Source organism: uncultured Butyricimonas sp. (assembly GCF_959596855.1).
Taxonomy (GTDB): domain Bacteria; phylum Bacteroidota; class Bacteroidia; order Bacteroidales; family Marinifilaceae; genus Butyricimonas; species Butyricimonas muris.
In genome coordinates this window covers 1-17,804 of record NZ_CAUFYA010000029.1, presented here as the reverse complement: position 1 = coordinate 17,804, position 17,804 = coordinate 1, and the positions used below count along the sequence as shown (strand labels likewise).

Annotated in this window: 13 protein-coding genes and 1 tRNA gene; 11 read left to right on the top strand and 3 right to left on the bottom strand. The window is 44.3% G+C overall.

Translation table 11 applies throughout. The features are described from left to right. The first annotated feature begins 28 nt into the window (after positions 1-28). Entirely contained in the window at positions 29-1,087 is a 1,059-nt protein-coding gene (locus Q5866_RS12900) for a thioredoxin domain-containing protein (protein ID WP_303180646.1), read from the top strand. A gap of 37 nt (positions 1,088-1,124) precedes the next feature. Here the strand turns inward: Q5866_RS12900 and Q5866_RS12895 are convergent, their stop codons facing one another. Next, a complete protein-coding gene (locus tag Q5866_RS12895; protein ID WP_303180645.1) occupies positions 1,125-2,207 on the bottom strand; it encodes a choloylglycine hydrolase family protein in 1,083 nt (360 codons plus the stop codon). 120 nt (positions 2,208-2,327) lie between these two features. On the opposite strand from Q5866_RS12895, the gene Q5866_RS12890 reads away from it, so the two are divergent. The 10 genes from Q5866_RS12890 (at position 2,328) to Q5866_RS12845 (ending at position 16,685) form a co-directional block, all read left to right on the top strand. Continuing rightward, positions 2,328-2,873 (top strand): RNA polymerase sigma-70 factor, encoded by a 546-nt coding sequence (locus tag Q5866_RS12890; RefSeq protein WP_099290803.1) that lies wholly within the window; start codon positions 2,328-2,330, stop codon positions 2,871-2,873. A gap of 79 nt (positions 2,874-2,952) precedes the next feature. Further along, on the top strand, positions 2,953-4,116 hold the full coding sequence (locus tag Q5866_RS12885; protein WP_303180644.1) for a FecR domain-containing protein: 1,164 nt from the start codon (positions 2,953-2,955) through the stop codon (positions 4,114-4,116). A 105-nt stretch (positions 4,117-4,221) separates the two neighbouring features. After that, positions 4,222-7,797 (top strand): SusC/RagA family TonB-linked outer membrane protein, encoded by a 3,576-nt coding sequence (locus tag Q5866_RS12880; protein ID WP_303180642.1) that lies wholly within the window; start codon positions 4,222-4,224, stop codon positions 7,795-7,797. Positions 7,798-7,813: 16 nt separating this feature from the next. Further along, positions 7,814-9,298, top strand: a complete 1,485-nt coding sequence (locus tag Q5866_RS12875; RefSeq protein ID WP_186976688.1) for a RagB/SusD family nutrient uptake outer membrane protein — start codon at positions 7,814-7,816, stop codon at positions 9,296-9,298. A 26-nt stretch (positions 9,299-9,324) separates the two neighbouring features. Next, positions 9,325-10,233: a hypothetical protein gene (locus Q5866_RS12870; RefSeq protein WP_186976686.1), complete on the top strand. Its 909-nt coding sequence runs from the start codon at positions 9,325-9,327 to the stop codon at positions 10,231-10,233. Between the two features lie 56 nt (positions 10,234-10,289). After that, a complete protein-coding gene (locus Q5866_RS12865) occupies positions 10,290-11,288 on the top strand; it encodes a TlpA disulfide reductase family protein (protein ID WP_303180641.1) in 999 nt (332 codons plus the stop codon). Between the two features lie 92 nt (positions 11,289-11,380). Next, positions 11,381-13,081, top strand: a complete 1,701-nt coding sequence (locus Q5866_RS12860; RefSeq protein WP_186976682.1) for a S8 family serine peptidase — start codon at positions 11,381-11,383, stop codon at positions 13,079-13,081. A gap of 14 nt (positions 13,082-13,095) precedes the next feature. Next, positions 13,096-14,235 (top strand): retropepsin-like aspartic protease, encoded by a 1,140-nt coding sequence (locus tag Q5866_RS12855; RefSeq protein ID WP_303180639.1) that lies wholly within the window; start codon positions 13,096-13,098, stop codon positions 14,233-14,235. 3 nt (positions 14,236-14,238) lie between these two features. Further along, positions 14,239-15,408 carry an aspartyl protease family protein gene (locus Q5866_RS12850; protein ID WP_186976678.1) on the top strand — a complete coding sequence of 390 codons (1,170 nt, stop codon included), beginning with the start codon at positions 14,239-14,241 and terminating at the stop codon, positions 15,406-15,408. 5 nt (positions 15,409-15,413) lie between these two features. Beyond that, entirely contained in the window at positions 15,414-16,685 is a 1,272-nt protein-coding gene (locus Q5866_RS12845) for a thioredoxin domain-containing protein (RefSeq protein WP_303180638.1), read from the top strand. Positions 16,686-17,248: 563 nt separating this feature from the next. Here Q5866_RS12845 and Q5866_RS12840 read toward each other — a convergent pair. After that, positions 17,249-17,533 (bottom strand): putative quinol monooxygenase, encoded by a 285-nt coding sequence (locus tag Q5866_RS12840; RefSeq protein WP_303180636.1) that lies wholly within the window; start codon positions 17,531-17,533, stop codon positions 17,249-17,251. Positions 17,534-17,661: 128 nt separating this feature from the next. After that, positions 17,662-17,733, bottom strand: a tRNA-Thr gene (locus Q5866_RS12835). Positions 17,734-17,804: the final 71 nt, after the last annotated feature.

Below are 17,804 nucleotides of genomic sequence, written 5' to 3'. Positions count from 1 at the left end.
AAAAATTAATATTTTAGAGTTATTCGTGATGAGAAGGTTTATACTATTTATTGTTTTTTTTGCGGCTTGTATCGCAGTTCGGGGGCAGGGGGGCGTGAATTTTGAAATTCTTACTTTTGAGGAGGCTTTAACGAAAGCGAAAGCGGAGAATAAATTGCTTTTCGTGGATTGTTATACGACTTGGTGCGGACCTTGTAAGTTGATGTCTGAAAAGGTATTTCCCGACGCAAAAGTGGGCGAGTTTTTTAATCCGAGGTTTGTTGCCGTGAAGTTTGATATGGAAAAAGAAGAGGGGAAGAAATTCGGTCAAAAATATAATGTTGCAGCCTATCCCACGTTTTTCCTTATCTTGCCTGATGGTTCTATACAACATAAGATTTCTGGCGCATACGAGGCAGATGAATTTATCCGATTGGTAAAAGAAGGCATAGAGGGTACAGAATCATTAGGAAATTGGGAGGAGAAATTTCGTACCGGAGATCGAGATAAGGCATTTTTGTTTCAATATCTTCAGAAATTGAACAAGTTTAATGAATGGTCAAAAGCGGTGGTGGTGGTAGATGAGTTGTTGAAAGTGGCAAGTGATGAAGAAAAGGTATCCAAAGATTATTGGTTTATTTTTGGTAATTCGCAATTGAGTCCTTCCGATTCCAAAGCTTTTAAATTTTTAAGAGATAAACGAGAAAGATTTTACGTAGCGATTGGTCGTGAAGAGGTGGATAAACGATTGGGAGAAGATCTTTGTAATGAAATTTTGGCTATAATGGGAGGGGAGATGGTGAATGTCGGAAGTAAGCGTTTGAAGGCGATAGAGAAAGAGCTCAAAAAAATGAAATTGGTGAACGAGAAAAGTTTATTAGCTTCTTTGGAAATCGCTAAGGTGGTGGAGGGTGGTGATATTGACGAATTGTTGGATGTGTGTGAAAAAGAGATACCTATTTTACAAGGTGACTCTCAATTAGCACTTTGGGTGCTTTTTCGTTTAGCTGGTCCATTTTTGCAATATCAAGATTGTCCTTTAGCTTCGGCTACTCCCGCTCAAAAGGCTCGGTGGGAGAAGATTATTCAATTGAAGAAAAATAATTAAAACGAGGAGGAGTGTTTAACTCTCCTCCTCGTTTTAATTATTTAATATCTATCTGGATAATAGGTTGTTGTTGTACTGTGTCAAGAGGAATGGCTCTGTATTTGACACGGGCAAAATTGATCTTATTTAAATCTATACTACGGATTGCACTGTCGTGCATCGTGCGGTAGTAGATTACCCGGTGGGTCATGTCGGTTGCCGAAGTCCATTGCGTGGCGCTAGGTATGTCAATGGGGTTTGTGTTCGGTGAATATTCAATCCCGATAGGAATGTCAAAATTATTTAGAATCTGGAAACATTGAAGAACGGTTTTTAAGCCTGACTCTTGTTGGGGGGCGGTGGCTTGGTAAAAAGCGGCACGCACGAAACGAGAGGGGGGAGTGATATCTCCCGGTATTCCTAGAAATCCGCTACCGTTGCCGAAGGAGGAAAGTTTTATATCGTTCAGTTGTTGTGGAGAAGCCATACCGGGGAAGAGATTGACGTAATTATTAAGATTGGTCATTTGCCATTCGAATCCCGGAGCGTTGGTTAGTACTCCTAGTTTATTCTCGTAAAAGATAGGTTTCTCGTTAATGATTTCGAGAACTACTTGGTGTCCGGAAGGATCGGCAAAACGCCAGTGCACGGTGGAGGCTTGTGGGACGATGCCAATAATATGTACTTTTTTAATGGCCTCTTTTACTTCGTCGATATTTTTGCAACTGCCTAGTATCCAGGAAACGAGTTGTAGGTCGGATATACTTGTCGCTTTTTGGTTCGGCTCGAACGCTTCGTATTTCCCGTAATGCGGGAAGTAGAATAACCCGGCAGAAAGCCCGGCTTCGTTAAGACCTTCTGCTACAAACTCTTTTTGTTCTACGGCTAGACCGACGTAGCCGTACCGGGCGGTGAATGGCATTCCGTCAATCCCGTCGGGCGTGTAAGATTGTTGTTTGAAGCCTCGCGGTACGATAACGTATTGGCTGTTGAGGTTGCTGCCGCCCCATTCGATGGTACGAGCCACGACACGGGAACCGTCTTTAGCGGTAAAAGATATTCCGGTGCAGGCTTTTAGGAATCGCGGTTGCAAGTTTATGGCGATAAAGAGTGCCAGTAAGATTTGTAGTTTATGTTTCATAATTGTAAATGATTTGTATTTTTTTGTAATACGGGAAAAACGAATTTCTGTTTCAAACGGATGGATACTCAAAATTTATTCGCATATTTGCTACGCTTTGAGGTGAGTAAAGAAGCAGTTATGAACAGGAATTACAGTATTATATTGGGTAACGGTACACGTCTTGATTTCAAGAGCGTGTTCAATCAATATTTCAATACTTTAGTTCTTTTCGCTGGTCGTTATCTGGGAGAGAGGGAAGAATGTGAGTCACTGGTGCAGGATACTTTTCTGGCTTTGTGGGAGAATAGACGGGAATTTCCGGATGAGGTTTCGGTGAAGGCTTATCTTTATACCACGGTGCGCAACAAGGCGTTGAACGTGTTGAAGCATCGTAAAGTGGAGCGGGAATACGTGAATGATATGCTACGGGAGGAGGACACCGAACTTTATTACATGAAGTCGGTGATAGAGGAGGAAACCCGACGGTTGATATTCACGGCGATTGATTCTTTGCCCGAACACAGCAGGAAAGTATGCTTGTTGTATATGGAAGGAATGGATAATCAGGAGATTGCCGAGGAATTGAAGATCACGTTGAACACGGTGAAATTCCATAAAAAGAATGCCTATAAATTGTTGCGTGAGAAATTAAGGGATAACTTCTATCTTCTTTTTTTTATTTAAGACATTCCAAATTTTTTTCTCTTTTTCACTACCCGTTTTTTCTTCTCGGTTGTTTTTGTAGTGTAAATGCAATAAATATATGACAAAAAGATATATTCAGATAGCGGATTTAATCTACAAAGTAAAAATAGGGATTGCTACCGATGAGGAAAAACGGGAGTTGTTCGCTTGGGTGGATGAGTCTGATTTTAATCGTCAGCTATTTGACGAGTTGTTCGAGGGAAGTGCGTTGAGCAGGAGTTATGACGAGTATCGTGCGATTCACCGGGAAGAGGTATGGCGTCGGTTGGAGCAACAAATTGCGCCCCGTCGCCGGAACTTGTCGTGGCGATGGATTGGTTACGCGGCTTCCGTGATTGTGCTGGTTGCGGCGGGATGGTTCGCCGTTATGATGACGGGACGGGTAGATGAGCAAAAGGAGGTGAAGAAGGTGGTGGCGATAGTACCGGGAGAGCGGAAAGCTATTTTGCATCTGGAGACGGGCAAACAAGTTGTCTTGGGAAAAAATAGCGGTGTGATTGTGAACGATAGCCTATCCGGGAAAATAGAGCAAATAGACAATACTTTGGTTTATCAAGCGGAAACCGATGTGCAGGCGGAAAGGTTGAATGTGCTGGAAGTCCCGAAAGGGGGAGAGTTTAACGTGACCTTGGCTGATGGAACGAGGGTGTGGCTGAATGCCGGGTCGAAGTTGACTTATCCGGTTGCTTTCGTGGGGAATGAACGGCGGGTAATACTTTGGGGTGAGGGGTATTTTGAAGTAAAAAAAGATGATACGAAACCCTTCCGTGTAGAAGTAAACGGGATGCAGGTAACGGTGTTGGGTACTTCCTTTAACTTGAAATCGTTCCCTTCCGACGAGCGGACGACCGCTACCTTGCTAAGTGGAAAGGTGGAGGTAAAAACACTATCGGAGAGCGTGATACTTGAACCGAACCAACAGGCGGATTTGATTGTCGGGGAAAATAAACTGGAGGTACGGGAAGTGGATGCCGAGGCGTATCGGGCATGGACGAAAGGACAGTTTGTCTTCCGTCGCGAGCGTTTGGAGTCTATTCTGGACGATGTCGCGCGGTGGTATAACGTGACTGTATTCTACGAGCAGAGCCGGGCGAAGGATATTTTGTTCTCCGGTACAATGGAAAGATATTCCGATATTGCGGAAACTTTGAGGATGTTGGAAAAAACAGGTAAAGTATCATTTACAGTGGATGAACAGAAAATTATTGTGAGAATTAGATAAAAAACAAAGACGTGCGCCAACACGTCCTTGCTTAAAGTTTCATGATTGTTTGCTTGCGCCAACAAGCTTGCAATCGGGTTTAACCTTAATAATTAGTACAAAACTATGAAAAAAAAGCGAGAATCGAGTTTTCTCGGCAGGAGAAAAATGCAAATTACTTTTTTGAAAATGAGAGTGACAGTGTTATTACTTTTGATGAGCGTTCTGCAAAGTATGGCAGGAGCGTATTCCCAGACAGCGAAATATGATATTTCCGTGACGGGGGGAAAGTTGGAGAGTGTATTCAAAATGATAGAACAGAAGGGGGAATTTACTTTTCTGTACTCTATCGAGGATGTGGATCATATTTCAGCTATTGATATTAACGTGAAGCAAGCAGATTTGAGAGAAGTGTTGGATATCTGTCTGGCTAAAACGAAATTGACTTACGAGATTAACGGACGTCTGATCGTGATTCGGGCGAAGGACGAGGAGCCGGAAGATAAAATGTTAGTCATTAAGGGTAGCGTGAAAGATAAAAACGGAGAGCCCTTACCCGGCGTGACAATTATCGAAAAGGGAACGAGTGTCGGGGTGGCTTCCAACGTGAAGGGAGAATTTACTTTCACGACGGTAAGAAGAGATAGCGTCACTCTTTTATTCTCGTTCGTGGGAATGAAAACGGAACAAGTGGTATGGCACGGGCAGAAAGAGTTGAACGTGGTGTTGGAAGAGGATGCCCGTGAAATGGACGAAGTCGTGGTAACTGGTTACCAAACTGTCAAGAAATCCAATATGGCAGGTTCCGTGAGTACGATTAGTGCGGACGAATTGGTATTGAACGGAACGCAGTCATTGGAACAGGCATTACAGGGGAAGCTACCGGGTTTGGTCATCACCAATCAAGACGGTTTGGTGGGAACCCGCCAGAAAGTGCGTGTCCGCGGTACTTCTACTCTTTTGGGTAGCCAAGAGCCGGTTTGGGTGGTTGACGGAATTATTCAGCAAGACCCGCTTCCGTTTAAGACAGAGGAGTTTACTTTGTTCGGAAACAATCAGGATAATATTGATGTGATCCGTAATTTCGTGGGTAGTGCCATTGCTTGGTTGAACCCGTCCGATATTCAGGATATAACCGTGTTGAAAGATGCTTCAGCGACAGCTATTTACGGTGTGAAGGCGGCGAACGGTGTAATTGTGATCACGACGAAGAGAGGGCAGCAAGGAAGATTGTCGCTTAATTATAGCGGCAACTTTTCGGTCGGCTCCAAAGTGACCTATGATAAGATGAATCTGATGAATTCCAAGGAGCGTATGGATGTGTCGAAAGAGATTTTCGAGAGAGGTTTGGTGGGAAGTCAGGCATTGACTTCCGTGGGATTCGAGGGGCTTATGCAACTTTATTTGCAGGAAAAAATCACTTATGCCCAGTTTAACGAGGGGGTGAAAAAATTGGAGGTTACGAATACGGATTGGTTCGATCTTTTATTCGAGAACCCGTTTAGCCATAAGCATAACCTGAGTATTTCGGGAGGAAGTGAAAAGACTTCATATTATGCATCTTTCGGTATCACGAAGAATAACGGAACCGCCAAGGGAAATGATTCGGAGAGTTATTCGGGAAACGTGAGTTTGAACACGTTGTTGTGGGATAAACTTCAAATAAATGCCGGACTGGCGGGAAATGTATCTAAAACAAGCGGTTTCAATAAAGTAGCGCCTTACACTTACGCGTCAACCACCAGCCGGGTGATTGAGGCTTATGATGATCAGGGTGAATATTTTTACTACACGGCTCGTAATGGTGGCAAATATAATGTACTGAACGAGTTGGAAAATACCGGGAATGAAAACACGACAAATTCCATTAACGCGAATTTGCAAATGACGTTAGAAATCTTGAAAGGATTGAAGTTCGAGTCTACCTTCGGGTACAGTTATTCGTCTTCTTACGGGGAGGCGCACGCTACCGAATATTCGAATTATATCGCTAATATCCGCGGGTACGAGTTCGGCGAATACTTGTCTTCGGATCTGGATTATAAGATGTCGAGTTTGCCTCATGGCGGTGAATTGTCTATTACAGAGAATAGAAAGTCAAACTACACGTGGAGGAATCAGTTTTCATACGTGAAGAATTTTGGTACTCATTTAATTACCGCTATGGCTGGTCAAGAGGTGACGAGCGCAAAATACGACGGTTTGTCGCAAACACTTTACGGCTATATACCGGGACGCGGTAAGATTGTGGTCAATCCTCCTCTGACGACACAGAATACTATGGGAGATTTACGGGAGAATACACTTTACAACCAAATATCCACGAAAATCTCGGATAGCAAAATAAACACGCTTTCTTTTTATAGCGCTTTCACGTACACGTATGATGAACGTTACGTGTTGAATGCCAGTATCCGTACGGATGCATCCAATCGTTTCGGGCAGGATAAAAGTGCCCGTTATCAACCGGTATGGTCTGTTGGTTTGAGATGGAATATGGGACGCGAGCGTTTCCTAGAAGGACAGGATATACTTAACGAGTTCAGCATCCGTGCTTCTTATGGTTTCCAAGGAAACGTGAGTGAAGGTGCGGGACCGGATTTGATAGCTTATATCCCGGACGGTTCACAAGGAATCAGTGATGCGACGGGTGAATATTTGCTTAAAATCAAGAGTTTGCCGAATCCGAAATTGAAGTGGGAGAAGAATAAAACGACGGATTTAGGGGTGGATTTCGTGTTCTGGAAGAATAAGATTTCCGGTTCTTTCGAGTATTACTGGAAAAGAGGAGAAGATATTATCGTGATGAAGGAAGTTCCGTTGGAAAATGGAGTTGCTAACATGCCGATGAACGGAGGAACGATGAAAAATTCCGGTTGGGAAATTAGCTTGAGTTTCGCACCCGTGCGGACGAAGGATTTCGTGTGGTCAGTGAGTTTCAACACGTCGAAGAATTACAATAAGTTGACGAGCGAGTTGGCTTCAAACGAAAGTTGGCAGGTGGCAAAGTCCGGGACGTTGCATAAGAAAGGGTATCCGGTTTCCGGCTTTTGGGCTTTTGAATTTGCCGGACTTTCGGCGGAGAACGGGAATCCCGAATTTAACCTGAGTGGAATGGAAAACAATATTCTGGCAGAAACGGATGCGACGCAATACATGAAATATATGGGTAAACTGGATCCGGATTTAACGGCAGGATTATCGACCTCTTTTCGTTACAAAACGTTGACGTTGTCTGCATCGTTTAACGTACAGTTGGGAGGGAAGAAATTTTTAGCGCCGATGTTTGATTCGGATATGACCAACACGACGCCGAATGAATATAATAATCTGCCGAAAGACCTCGTGAAGAGGTGGAGAAAGCCGGGTGACGAGAAAAACACGAATATTCCTTCATTGCCGGAGTATAGAAGAGTCTCGATAGAATTACCTTCCGGTTCGGATTTACTTTATCGGATGTACAATTTCTCGGATATCCGGGTTGCCAAGGCTTCTTTCCTGAGATGTAATAATATTTCGTTGGATTACAATCTCCCCTCATCGCTGGTTTCGAAGTTTGCCCAGAATGTAGGTTTGTCTTTTTCCGTTTCCAATCCGTTCATTATCGTGAGCAAGGATTTCAAGGGAAAAGACCCGGAAGTAGCCACAGGTTCACAGCCTATAAGCCAGAACTATACGTTTAGTGTAAGAATGAGTTTTTAATAAATGAAAAGAGAGTATGAAGTATAAAATAATTATATGGGGTGTGCTACTCGTGTTTGGTTTAAGCGGTTGTAGCGATTTCTTGGAAGAGACAAGTCAGGACGAGATTCGCCCGACGACGGTGGACGATTTGATTCAATTGATGACTGGTGAGGTTTATCCGATGAATTCTTTTGAATGTCCTTATCTGGAACTATTGACTGATAATGCCAAATGTAACGGGATGCAGAATCAGGATCAATATAGAAGTATACTGGAGAATGGTCGTTTGATATTTTCATGGGACGAGAAAATGTATGAAGATCTGGTTAATCTGAACGGGATGAACTCGTGGGCGAAGTTCTACACGAGAATTATGGGTTGTAATACCGTGTTGGAATATCTGGATCGTGTGAAAGGGGAGCAGGCAATGAAAGAGAATGTGCGGGGACAGGCGTTGGTGATGAGGGCGTGGAGTTATTTTTTTCTCGTGAATCTCTATGGATTGCCTTACACGGTGGGTGATCCTAAAGTAAATCCGGGAGTTCCCTTGAAGCTGACGATGGAGGTTGATGACCGTTATTTTACCCGTTCTTCCGTGTTCGAGGTGTACGAGCAAATCGAGGGTGATTTGTTGACAGGCATTAAATTGATGGATGAAAACCGGCAGAACGTGACTTTATACAAGGCTTCGCCCTTGATGGCGAAAGCGCTTTTGTCCCGCGTGTATTTATACATGGGAAAATGGGATGAAGCAGCGGCGTACGCGACGGAAGTATTGAACGAAAAGCCTGTGTTGACATCATTGGCGCAAGGAGCGGATTGGGATTATTATACTTTCACGCGACTCTTCGATTTGGATGTTAGCACAGAGGTATTATGGATTTACGAGAGCCAACAGGCAGTCCTTACTTTCTTCACTTATGGAGGTTTTGGTTATCGTCCCGCTTTTACCATGTCGGATGAGTTGGTGGCTTTGTTCGAGGAGGATGACTTGAGATTAATTTCCGAGCACGAGAGGGGAATAGACTACACGACCTATCAGACTTATTATTGTTTCGGTTACAAGGGAACGGGTACGGACAAGGGGTCAAAAGGGATTCGCACGGGCGAAGTGTATTTGAACCGGGCGGAAGCAAATATACAGAAGTACATGGAAACGCGTGATAACAGTTACCGCACGGCAGCTTTAGCCGATTTGAATACTTTGCGAGCGAGTCGCTATAACATTTTGGAAGCGGTATATGTCAATATTGAAGACCGGGCGGAGCTGGATGTATCGACGCCGGAGAACCTGTATAAATTCTATCAAGATGAGAGGCGTAGGGAGTTGGATTTCGAAGACCATCGTTGGTTTGATTTACGCCGGATGGGAATGCCTCGTATCGAACATAAATTCTTCGTCGAGTCGGAGAATGATGCTCGGGTTTTCGTGTTGGAAGCTAATTCCCCGTGGTATGTATTGCCTATCCCGAAGGAGGCAAGCGACCGTAATCCCTATTTACAACAGAATCCTCGTTAGTTGTCGAATTTTAAACAGAGCGTGTTATGAATAAAATAATAGGATATTTACTTTTAAGTTTTACAATAAGTATGTTCGCTTGTAATGACGAGCATAAGTTGAGCCCTTCCGAAGGGGATGTGTACGGTTATTTTGTACCGCAGGGTGAACATGATTATGATGATAAAATTGTTGACTGGAAGAATCGTTACAACATTTTCGCTTTGTACAAATGGAGTCCGAGAGATTTGTATTGGTCCCCGACGAAGTGGAATGAGGCGAAAGAGGATACCGATGAGAATGGTTATTCTTGGATAACAGGTTATTATGGAGAACAAGCAGACGAGAAGTACGTGGGACAACAATTGGATTTGATAGAGGAATTATTTCTGTCTTTCTATCCGGATTCCACTTTACAACGGTGTTTGCCTTTAAAGATGTTGTTATGCAAAGAATTAGAGCAAATTGATGGTTACGGGGAACGTCGGAAACTAAATATATACAGTAGCTTTGATCTTTTGGCATTTAACTGGGGGTCGGAGCGAATACTGTCTTTGTCATCCGGGGAGAAGGCTGAAATGAAGTTGGATATAAATTTGACCTTCTTGTTGAGATTGAAGAGTAACGATAAGATACCGGCATCGACGGAATTTTACAGTTATAGCAATTACGATACGGATATGACTTATGGTAACTATTACGAACGTGGTTTTGTCATGTATGATAATAATGATAAAACGAACACGGATTGGCGGCATTATCTGGAAGCGATACTCTTCACGTCGTATGATGATTTGACTCGTGAAGTAGAGGCTTCGGATGAATCCTTCCATGGTATACTGAATGACCGTAAAGACAAGTATGGATTAATTAGAAAAAAATACACGGCGATTATAAATCATTTCAAGGAATATGGAATTGATTTGCAGAAGATAGGCGACGCTGCTATCAATTGATTATAATTATGGGCTGTCCCGAGTATCGGACAGCCCATAAATAATAAAACTGACATATGTTGAGATTGGGAATAATGCTTCTTTTTTGGGGAAGTACGATATCTGTTTTTGCACAAACGGGATTCAGACTATCGGGTAAATTGCGTATGTTGAATCCCACGGAGATTCGGGTAGAAACGATAAACGGAGAATCCTTGTTAGCGGTTCAAGTCCCTCGAGATGGGGTATTTGCGACTGACGTCATGGATATAAAACCGGATTTGTATATCCTATGGATCGGGACTACGCGACAGGCGGTATACCTAACGAATACCGAAGTTTCGATTAAAGGATATTACGATGAGATGAAACCGGAGAACAGTTCTTTGAGTTTTTCCGGGATTGACGATTTCTTGGAATTGTTGAAATGGATGCCTGCGGAGAAAAGCCAAAAAAAGAAAACGATCAATCCGGAAGTAAAAGGGCGTTTACGGGGAACGATGTACAGTGCGTTGGCATATCTGTCCGAAATAGAGGCGTATGAACCGAACCAAATGTTGCTGGAACAAATCACGGGGGAAGATCGGGATGCTTTGACCGTGCAATGGTTGACGAAACGGGTGGATAGTCTGGCTCGATTTGCGGTAGGGGCACAAGCCTTCGATTTTAATTATGTAGATCCGGAAGGTAATATGGTTCGTTTAAGTGACTTTCGGGGGAAACTGGTGTTAATTGATTTCTGGGCTTCATGGTGCGGTTCTTGTAGGCATGAGATGAAAAGCCTTTTGCCGATCTATAACGATTTGAAAGGGGAGGATCTGGTATTTATCAGTATCTCGCTCGATAAACGGGAAAAGGATTGGCGGAAGATGTTGGAAATGGAGAATTTGCCTTGGGTAATGCTTTGGAATAAAGAGGGGTTCACGATTGGCGATGCCCCGAACGAGCTTCAAAAAGCCTATGGCTTCTATGGTATACCTTTTATCCTTCTGGTAGACAAAGAGGGTAAAATCCTTAAGCGCGGCTTACGGGGAGAGCAAGTAAGAGAGGCAATTTTAAAAGCCAGACGGGAATAATTTTAGATTTATGATTTTAGATTTTTGATTCCAGCCGCACGAGTAACTTTATATTTTTTTCGTATTGTATAACATGATAAATTCTGTAGATGATGAAAAAGTATTTTTTATTACTTGCGATCGGGTTGTATGCTTGTGTTGCGAGTGCACAACTGATAAAACAGGAAAGCCAGTCTCCGAAGAAACAAGCGGATCTGGATTGGTACAATTGTTCTTTCGAGGAAGACGGGGTGTACGGGGCAGAGATAAATAAAGCTTATGAATTTCTGAAAGGAAAGAAAATAAAGAAAAGACCGATAGTTGCGTTGATCGGAAGCGGGTTAGATGTGGAGCACGAGGATTTGCGGCAGGCTATCTGGGTAAACCCGAAAGAAAAGGCGGACGGTAAGGATAACGACAAGAATGGTTTGGCGGATGATATTAACGGTTGGAACTTCTTGGGCGGTCAGGACGGGCAAGTCATGGAAATACTGATGCGGGAGGGTGATCGGGAATTTCTGCGTCTGAAAGATAAATACGGGGATTATATCACGAGCAACGGGGAATTTTTCAAGATAATGGACGGGAAAAGAGTTAAAGTTCCGGCGCCGGAGAACTTGTCCGAGTATTCTTATTATAAGAATGTGGTTATGCCCGAATCCCAACTTGCCCGAATCTATGGCGGGTGGAATATGGCTTATGTTATAGAGGAATACGGGCAAAAGTTTAAAGAGGAATTGAATGCGAAATTTCCCGGACGGAAGATCTCGTTACAGGAATTTCAGACTTGTTATGACCCGAATGCACCACAAGATACGTTAAGAGATGTTACATTCACGCTTATTGCCACGGCATTCCAGCTATATAAAACCGATGACATTGATCTCGTGTACAAAACATTCGTGGAAACCAGTGTTGCCCGAAGTAAAGAATCCTACGAGGAAGCGTTGAAAGATTACGGTTATGATGGTCGTAAGGATGTTGTCGGTGACGATTATTTGGATATAAACGATAACAAATACGGCAACAGCGTGTTGCTGACATCCGATGCGGGTGCTGGGACGATGCAGGCGGGTATTATCGGAGGAAAAAGAGGTAACGGCTTAGGCGGTGACGGTATCATGGATGAGGCGGAAATCATGACATTGCGCGTATCTGCTTCGGGCGGAGAGCCGTACATCAAAGATATGGTGTTAGCCATCCGTTACGCGGTGGATCACGGTGCTGACGTGATCGTGTTACCTCAACAGAACACGTTGTATCCCGACGGGCAGAAGGCGTGGATGAGCAAGGCTTTGCGCTATGCTGAAAGCAAAGGAGTATTGGTGATTGTACCCGCGTGGGAATTATCTCAGGATCTGGCAAAACAGACGTTTTACCCGAACCGTCGGATGACCGGCGACAAGGAATTGACAAACCTCATGATCGTCAGCTCCTCGGACAAGGAGGGGAACCCGTCGTTGAACGCGAACTACGGGGCAAAGGAACTGGATTTATTTGCTCCGGGTATCGATATATACTCTACCTATACAGGTGATACATACCAAACGGGAAGCGGTGGCGGTCTGGCGTCAGCGTCCGTGGCGGGGGTGGCAGCTTTGATTAAGGCTTATTACCCGGAATTGTCGGGCTCTCAAGTACGTGATATATTGTTACAAAACGTAACATCCAGAAAGGGGGCAGAGGTAGAGAAAGGGATTCAAGTCGGTGGGAAACAGGCACAGGATTTATTCCTTTTCGATGATTTGTGCTTGTCGGGCGGAGTACTGAACGCTTACCGTGCCCTTGTGGCTGCCGATAAATGGAGTAAATAATTTATGATTTCAATATGAGGATAAGAAATAAGATAATCTTTTCATGGCTGTTTTTTATGATCATATATCCGGTGGCGGCACAGCAATATAAGGCTGTGCTGCCCTACCGGGTAATCGGGGGTAAAATGATCGTGGATATGGTAATGAACGGAACGCCTCGCTCTTTTATTTTTGATACGGGCGGGCGTACGGCTTTGACCGGAGAGATATGCGAGGAATTGGGATTGGTCGTGGTAGATTCTTTACAGGTAACGGACGTGAACAGTAACGTGGCAGCCTATCCGATTGTGGCAATCGAAAGTTTGCTCACTTCCGACGAGAAAATCAATTTCAGAAACGTGCCGGCGATGAAATTGCCGGAACCCTCGCCCTTCGAGTGTTTCCGTGCCGACGGGTTAATCGGTAGCGATTTGCTCGGGCGTATGATTGTCGAGATTGACGGGAAGGCGAAAACGGTCACGCTCACTTCTGCCGAGCGGGCTTCTGCGATATCATTGCGGAAAATGATTCCTTTCACGCGGTCGGGTATACCGGTTATAGCGTTGCAGGCAGGTGCGGGAAATAACATCGTCTGTTTGTTTGATACCGGATGTCCCGGCTTTTTTTTGTTGAAAGACACGGATTTCGAGGCATTGCAATCCGCTGCCGCGTTTGATATTCTGGCGGAAGGATACGGGGAAGGTTCCATCGGGGTTGCCGGAATGGCTGCCGCTAATGTATCCCGTCGTGTATGTTTTCCTCTGTTGTCCGTGGGAGGTACGAAATTTAGAAACGTGAGTGCCGAAACATCTACGCCGCCCTTTACTTTGTTAGGTATTAAATTGTTGGATTACGGTAACGTCACGCTCGATTATCCGCGTGCCCGCTTTTATTTTGAAGCTTATGAGCCGGAAAACGATCTGGAGAGCAAACATTATAACGTGGCGTTGCGGGTAAAAGAGGGCGAGTTGATCGTGTCTGTCGTGTGGGGCGATATGAAAGGCGTGGTCGAGGTCGGTGACAAAGTCACGAAGATCAACGGGAAGCCCGTGGGGAAATACGATTTCTGCGAGAGTATTATTAACGGGATTCCCGAGTTAAAAACGAAAAAGAAAACCAAGCTGGCGATACAGACCCGACAAGGGGAGAGAATAATCGTTTATCAAAAGGAATAGCGTATGCGGAATATTAAAATATTACTTGTGTTTCTCAGCATCGCGTGTTTATATTTAAATGGGAACGCGCAGCAAAATACGAAACGGGTATGTGACACGATTCATTACGAGTTCATCCGCGAGAAAATCATTATTCCCGTGACGGTAAACGGGGTGACCGTGAAATATATCGTGGACACGGGCGGGCAGACAGGCACGGTGAGAGAGTACGCTGCGGAAATGAAAGCGATGCAAGGGATGGGTGTCCGCGGGGTTTCAGACGTGAACGGGATGAGCCTTTCTTACGAGGAAGCCGTTTTAAAGGACGTGCAGTTAAGCCCGAATTATAAATTGGCTCAGATGAAGAGTATCATTTTCCCGCCGAACGGTTTCTTTCGTGAACTCGGGGTTGCTGGCATACTCGGGAGCGACGCTTTCGCGCAAGCGGTTGTCACCTTTGATGCCCGGAACAAGATAATGATCATCAACTACCCATACCGTCCCGCGGGGTTGAAGATTACGGACGGTGTGCCGTTTTACCCGGGTGGTGCCAATCACTCGATCGTGGATGTTGATTTCGGGGGAATCACCCGCCGTGTGTTATTCGATACCGGTGCCAGCGGATTGTTATCGCTTTCCGCCGATGATTACACCGGGTTAAAAGACAATGCGGGCAACTGTTTGTTGGGAACGGCTAACGGGATAAAAAACGTCGGTATAGGCGGCTTTGACTTGAAGAATACCGCGGAAATGAGTAAGGTCAGAATCAACGAGGTCAACTTTACGGGAAAGAAATTCACGAACATGGAGAGCGTCACGATCAAAATGGGAATGTCTTTGTTGGGAGTGGAGATGTTGCAATATGGCAAAGTGGTGATAGATTATGCCCGTGACCGTTTTTACTTTTTCCCTTATGAAGATACGATCGAAGATTTGTCCGGCAGGTTAAAAACTTGGAACGTGGGGATATTGCCCGTGGGAGGCCATTTCGAGATTACGACGGTATGGAACAGCGTGCGGGAACAGGTTGCGTTGGGAGATCATGTTATTCGGGTAGACGGGAAAGATTTGTCCGGGTTGAAACAAAGTCAGTTTGAGATAGATGCTTTGCTCGATGCTATTGAAGGGGACAGCACCGAAATCGTAATCTTGAAGGACGGTAAAGAAAAGAAAGTTGAAATTAGAAAATTCTAAGACCTATGAAAAGTAAAATATTTATGTCGTTGGCAATCGTGTTACTCCCGTTATTGACGTTTGCCCAATCCAAAAATACCGCAACTGAGGTAAGGGATTATCGGGAAACGGACGGTAAAATCATTATCGAAATGGTCGTCAACGGTGAGCGGGCGGATTTCGTGCTGGACTTGTCCGGTCATAATGCCATCTTACCGGAATATGCCGAAAAATTCCATATAGATACCGCCTCGAAAGGTGATTTCCGTTACGATACATTTTTGTACAAAAAAGTCCCCACTGCCGGAAGCGTTTCCATCGGCACGATGGCTTTCGGGAACAACGTGTTCGGGAACAATGTATCGGCTTTCGTGTTGGAAGAGCAACCTTATTTGCGGAAACTTGGAGTGGCGGGAATAATCGGGGGTGCGTTGTTCCAAAATGTCGTGCTGACAATCGACAGCAAGCGGAAGAAGATCACGACCTCCGTACCTTACCGTCCCTCGTACATGAAATTGGATCATCGGGCGGATATGAGCACGCTGCCGGGAAGTGTGGCTACATTTCTCGTAACCCTTGACGGTATTGCTTTGTCGTTAGTATTTGATACTTGGAACAATGGAATGTTCACGTTGACTCCCGCCGATTATACCAAAATAAACGGTACGACCGGAAGTTCCGCTGAATTGTTCAACAGTTACGCAGAAGCCGTGACCACGAATGACACGAAGTTGGCAAAGAAGTGTACTTTCGTGAAAAATGATTTGCCCGGTGTACTCGTGTCGGAAAATAAGGATTTACCCTGTTCCGTGCTGGGGACCGGGATATTGAACGAGGGGATTATTTCTATTGATTTTCAAAAACAGAAAGTGTATTTCCAATCTTTTGACTTGGCGGAAGTGAAGGATGAGGTACAATCCGGGATGGAAGTAACGGTAGAAGCGGGTAAACTGAACTCGATTACCCGTGATTATTTTCTCGAACACGTGTATGATTACCGTGCGGATAAAGAGTTCGTTTTCAAGGGCGACAAACCTGTCGTGATTGATTTCTGGGCGACGTGGTGTGGGCCTTGTATGCGATTGATTCCCGAATTGGAAAAGATGGCGGAGAAATACAAGGATAAAGTTATATTCTTGAAAGTGAACGCCGATCAAGAGAAGGAATTGTGCAGTATATTCAACGTGGTGGCACTGCCGACTTTGTTTTTTATCCCTGTCGGGGGTAAACCGATTATAGAAACGGGTGCTTTACCGGAAAAATACGAGAAGATTATTCAAGAACAGTTATTGAAGTAGGTGATGTCTAATTGTTCACACCAGACTTACGCATGCGAAGTTTGCATGGATTTTGGGGGTTATGTTTGTAATAGACATAGCTCCTTTTTTAATTGAGTCCCGTTTCCCCTGTTTTAAGTATTCGAACGGGCAATACTTGAGGAGTAATGTGGTCGCACGTTTGTTATAGATACAGTGTAGAAACGCTTCGGGGTATATCTACAACGGAGCAATAACGATAGAACACTGGGTGAAGGTGCTTTACCGGAGAGATACGAGAAGATTACGTGTAAAATCTGCCTAAGGGTGTCACGCTAACGGGTAAACGGGTGTAAACCTGCCGTAAACGTGTCGTTAAATAGGCCTGTCGGGTTAAGACCAATTTATGGGCAGGTTAAGGGCAGGTTAATGCGAGGCGTGATACTGCTGTCCCCCCGTTTTTCGGCTTTTGAATCACGGTAGATAATAATTGCTCTTGAAATAATAAAGGATTTTACATCTTGCCTAAGATAGTAAAAAGCGTGTTACTCTACACGAGTAACATGCACGCGGGACTGACCGGGAACGGCAGTCCCCTCTTTACTCTAAAAGACTTGAATATCAATCTCTGCGGCAAGCAATGGTTTTACATTTTCTACGAAAGCTTGAAAATGAGCGGTGCTGCAATGATAGTTAAATGCTTCTTCATTGGTATATTCCTCGTATGCTATAAACCGGTTGTTTTCCGAAGTGTCTTGATATAAACTGTAAACCAGATTGCCCGGTTCTGCTTTAGACAGCTCGGTCAGTGGCGAAACGAGTGCAATGAATTTATTTTCCTTTCCCTTGATTACTTGTATTTTTGCGATTACTACTTTCTTCTTTTCCATGTTTTTTATTTTAGATTTTCATCGGTTTGTCGCAACCGACGGGGGAGTAAATAATTTGAGAAATAGCGGAACTGAATAATAGTTCTATAAAACAAAAAAAGCAGTCAAGAAATTGACTGCTATCCCTGAGCTGTTATCGGGATTTGAACCCGAGACCTCTTCCTTACCAAGGAAGTGCTCTACCCCTGAGCTACAACAGCAACTGAAAGAACTTTACTTTCTTGAGCCTCTTGTCGGATTCGAACCAACGACCCCGAGATTACAAATCACG

Bases quoted from the DNA above. Each gene is read 5' to 3' on its own strand.
- Q5866_RS12850 (WP_186976678.1), top strand. From the start codon at position 14,239: ATGCGGAATATTAAAATATTACTTGTGTTTCTCAGCATCGCGTGTTTA.
- Q5866_RS12865 (WP_303180641.1), top strand. From the start codon at position 10,290: ATGTTGAGATTGGGAATAATGCTTCTTTTTTGGGGAAGTACGATATCT.
- Q5866_RS12870 (WP_186976686.1), top strand. From the start codon at position 9,325: ATGAATAAAATAATAGGATATTTACTTTTAAGTTTTACAATAAGTATG.
- Q5866_RS12855 (WP_303180639.1), top strand. From the start codon at position 13,096: ATGAGGATAAGAAATAAGATAATCTTTTCATGGCTGTTTTTTATGATC.
- Q5866_RS12895 (WP_303180645.1), bottom strand. From the start codon at position 2,207: ATGAAACATAAACTACAAATCTTACTGGCACTCTTTATCGCCATAAAC.
- Q5866_RS12840 (WP_303180636.1), bottom strand. From the start codon at position 17,533: ATGGAAAAGAAGAAAGTAGTAATCGCAAAAATACAAGTAATCAAGGGA.
- Q5866_RS12845 (WP_303180638.1), top strand. From the start codon at position 15,414: ATGAAAAGTAAAATATTTATGTCGTTGGCAATCGTGTTACTCCCGTTA.
- Q5866_RS12880 (WP_303180642.1), top strand. From the start codon at position 4,222: ATGAAAAAAAAGCGAGAATCGAGTTTTCTCGGCAGGAGAAAAATGCAA.
- Q5866_RS12860 (WP_186976682.1), top strand. From the start codon at position 11,381: ATGAAAAAGTATTTTTTATTACTTGCGATCGGGTTGTATGCTTGTGTT.
- Q5866_RS12875 (WP_186976688.1), top strand. From the start codon at position 7,814: ATGAAGTATAAAATAATTATATGGGGTGTGCTACTCGTGTTTGGTTTA.
- Q5866_RS12890 (WP_099290803.1), top strand. From the start codon at position 2,328: ATGAACAGGAATTACAGTATTATATTGGGTAACGGTACACGTCTTGAT.
- Q5866_RS12885 (WP_303180644.1), top strand. From the start codon at position 2,953: ATGACAAAAAGATATATTCAGATAGCGGATTTAATCTACAAAGTAAAA.
- Q5866_RS12900 (WP_303180646.1), top strand. From the start codon at position 29: ATGAGAAGGTTTATACTATTTATTGTTTTTTTTGCGGCTTGTATCGCA.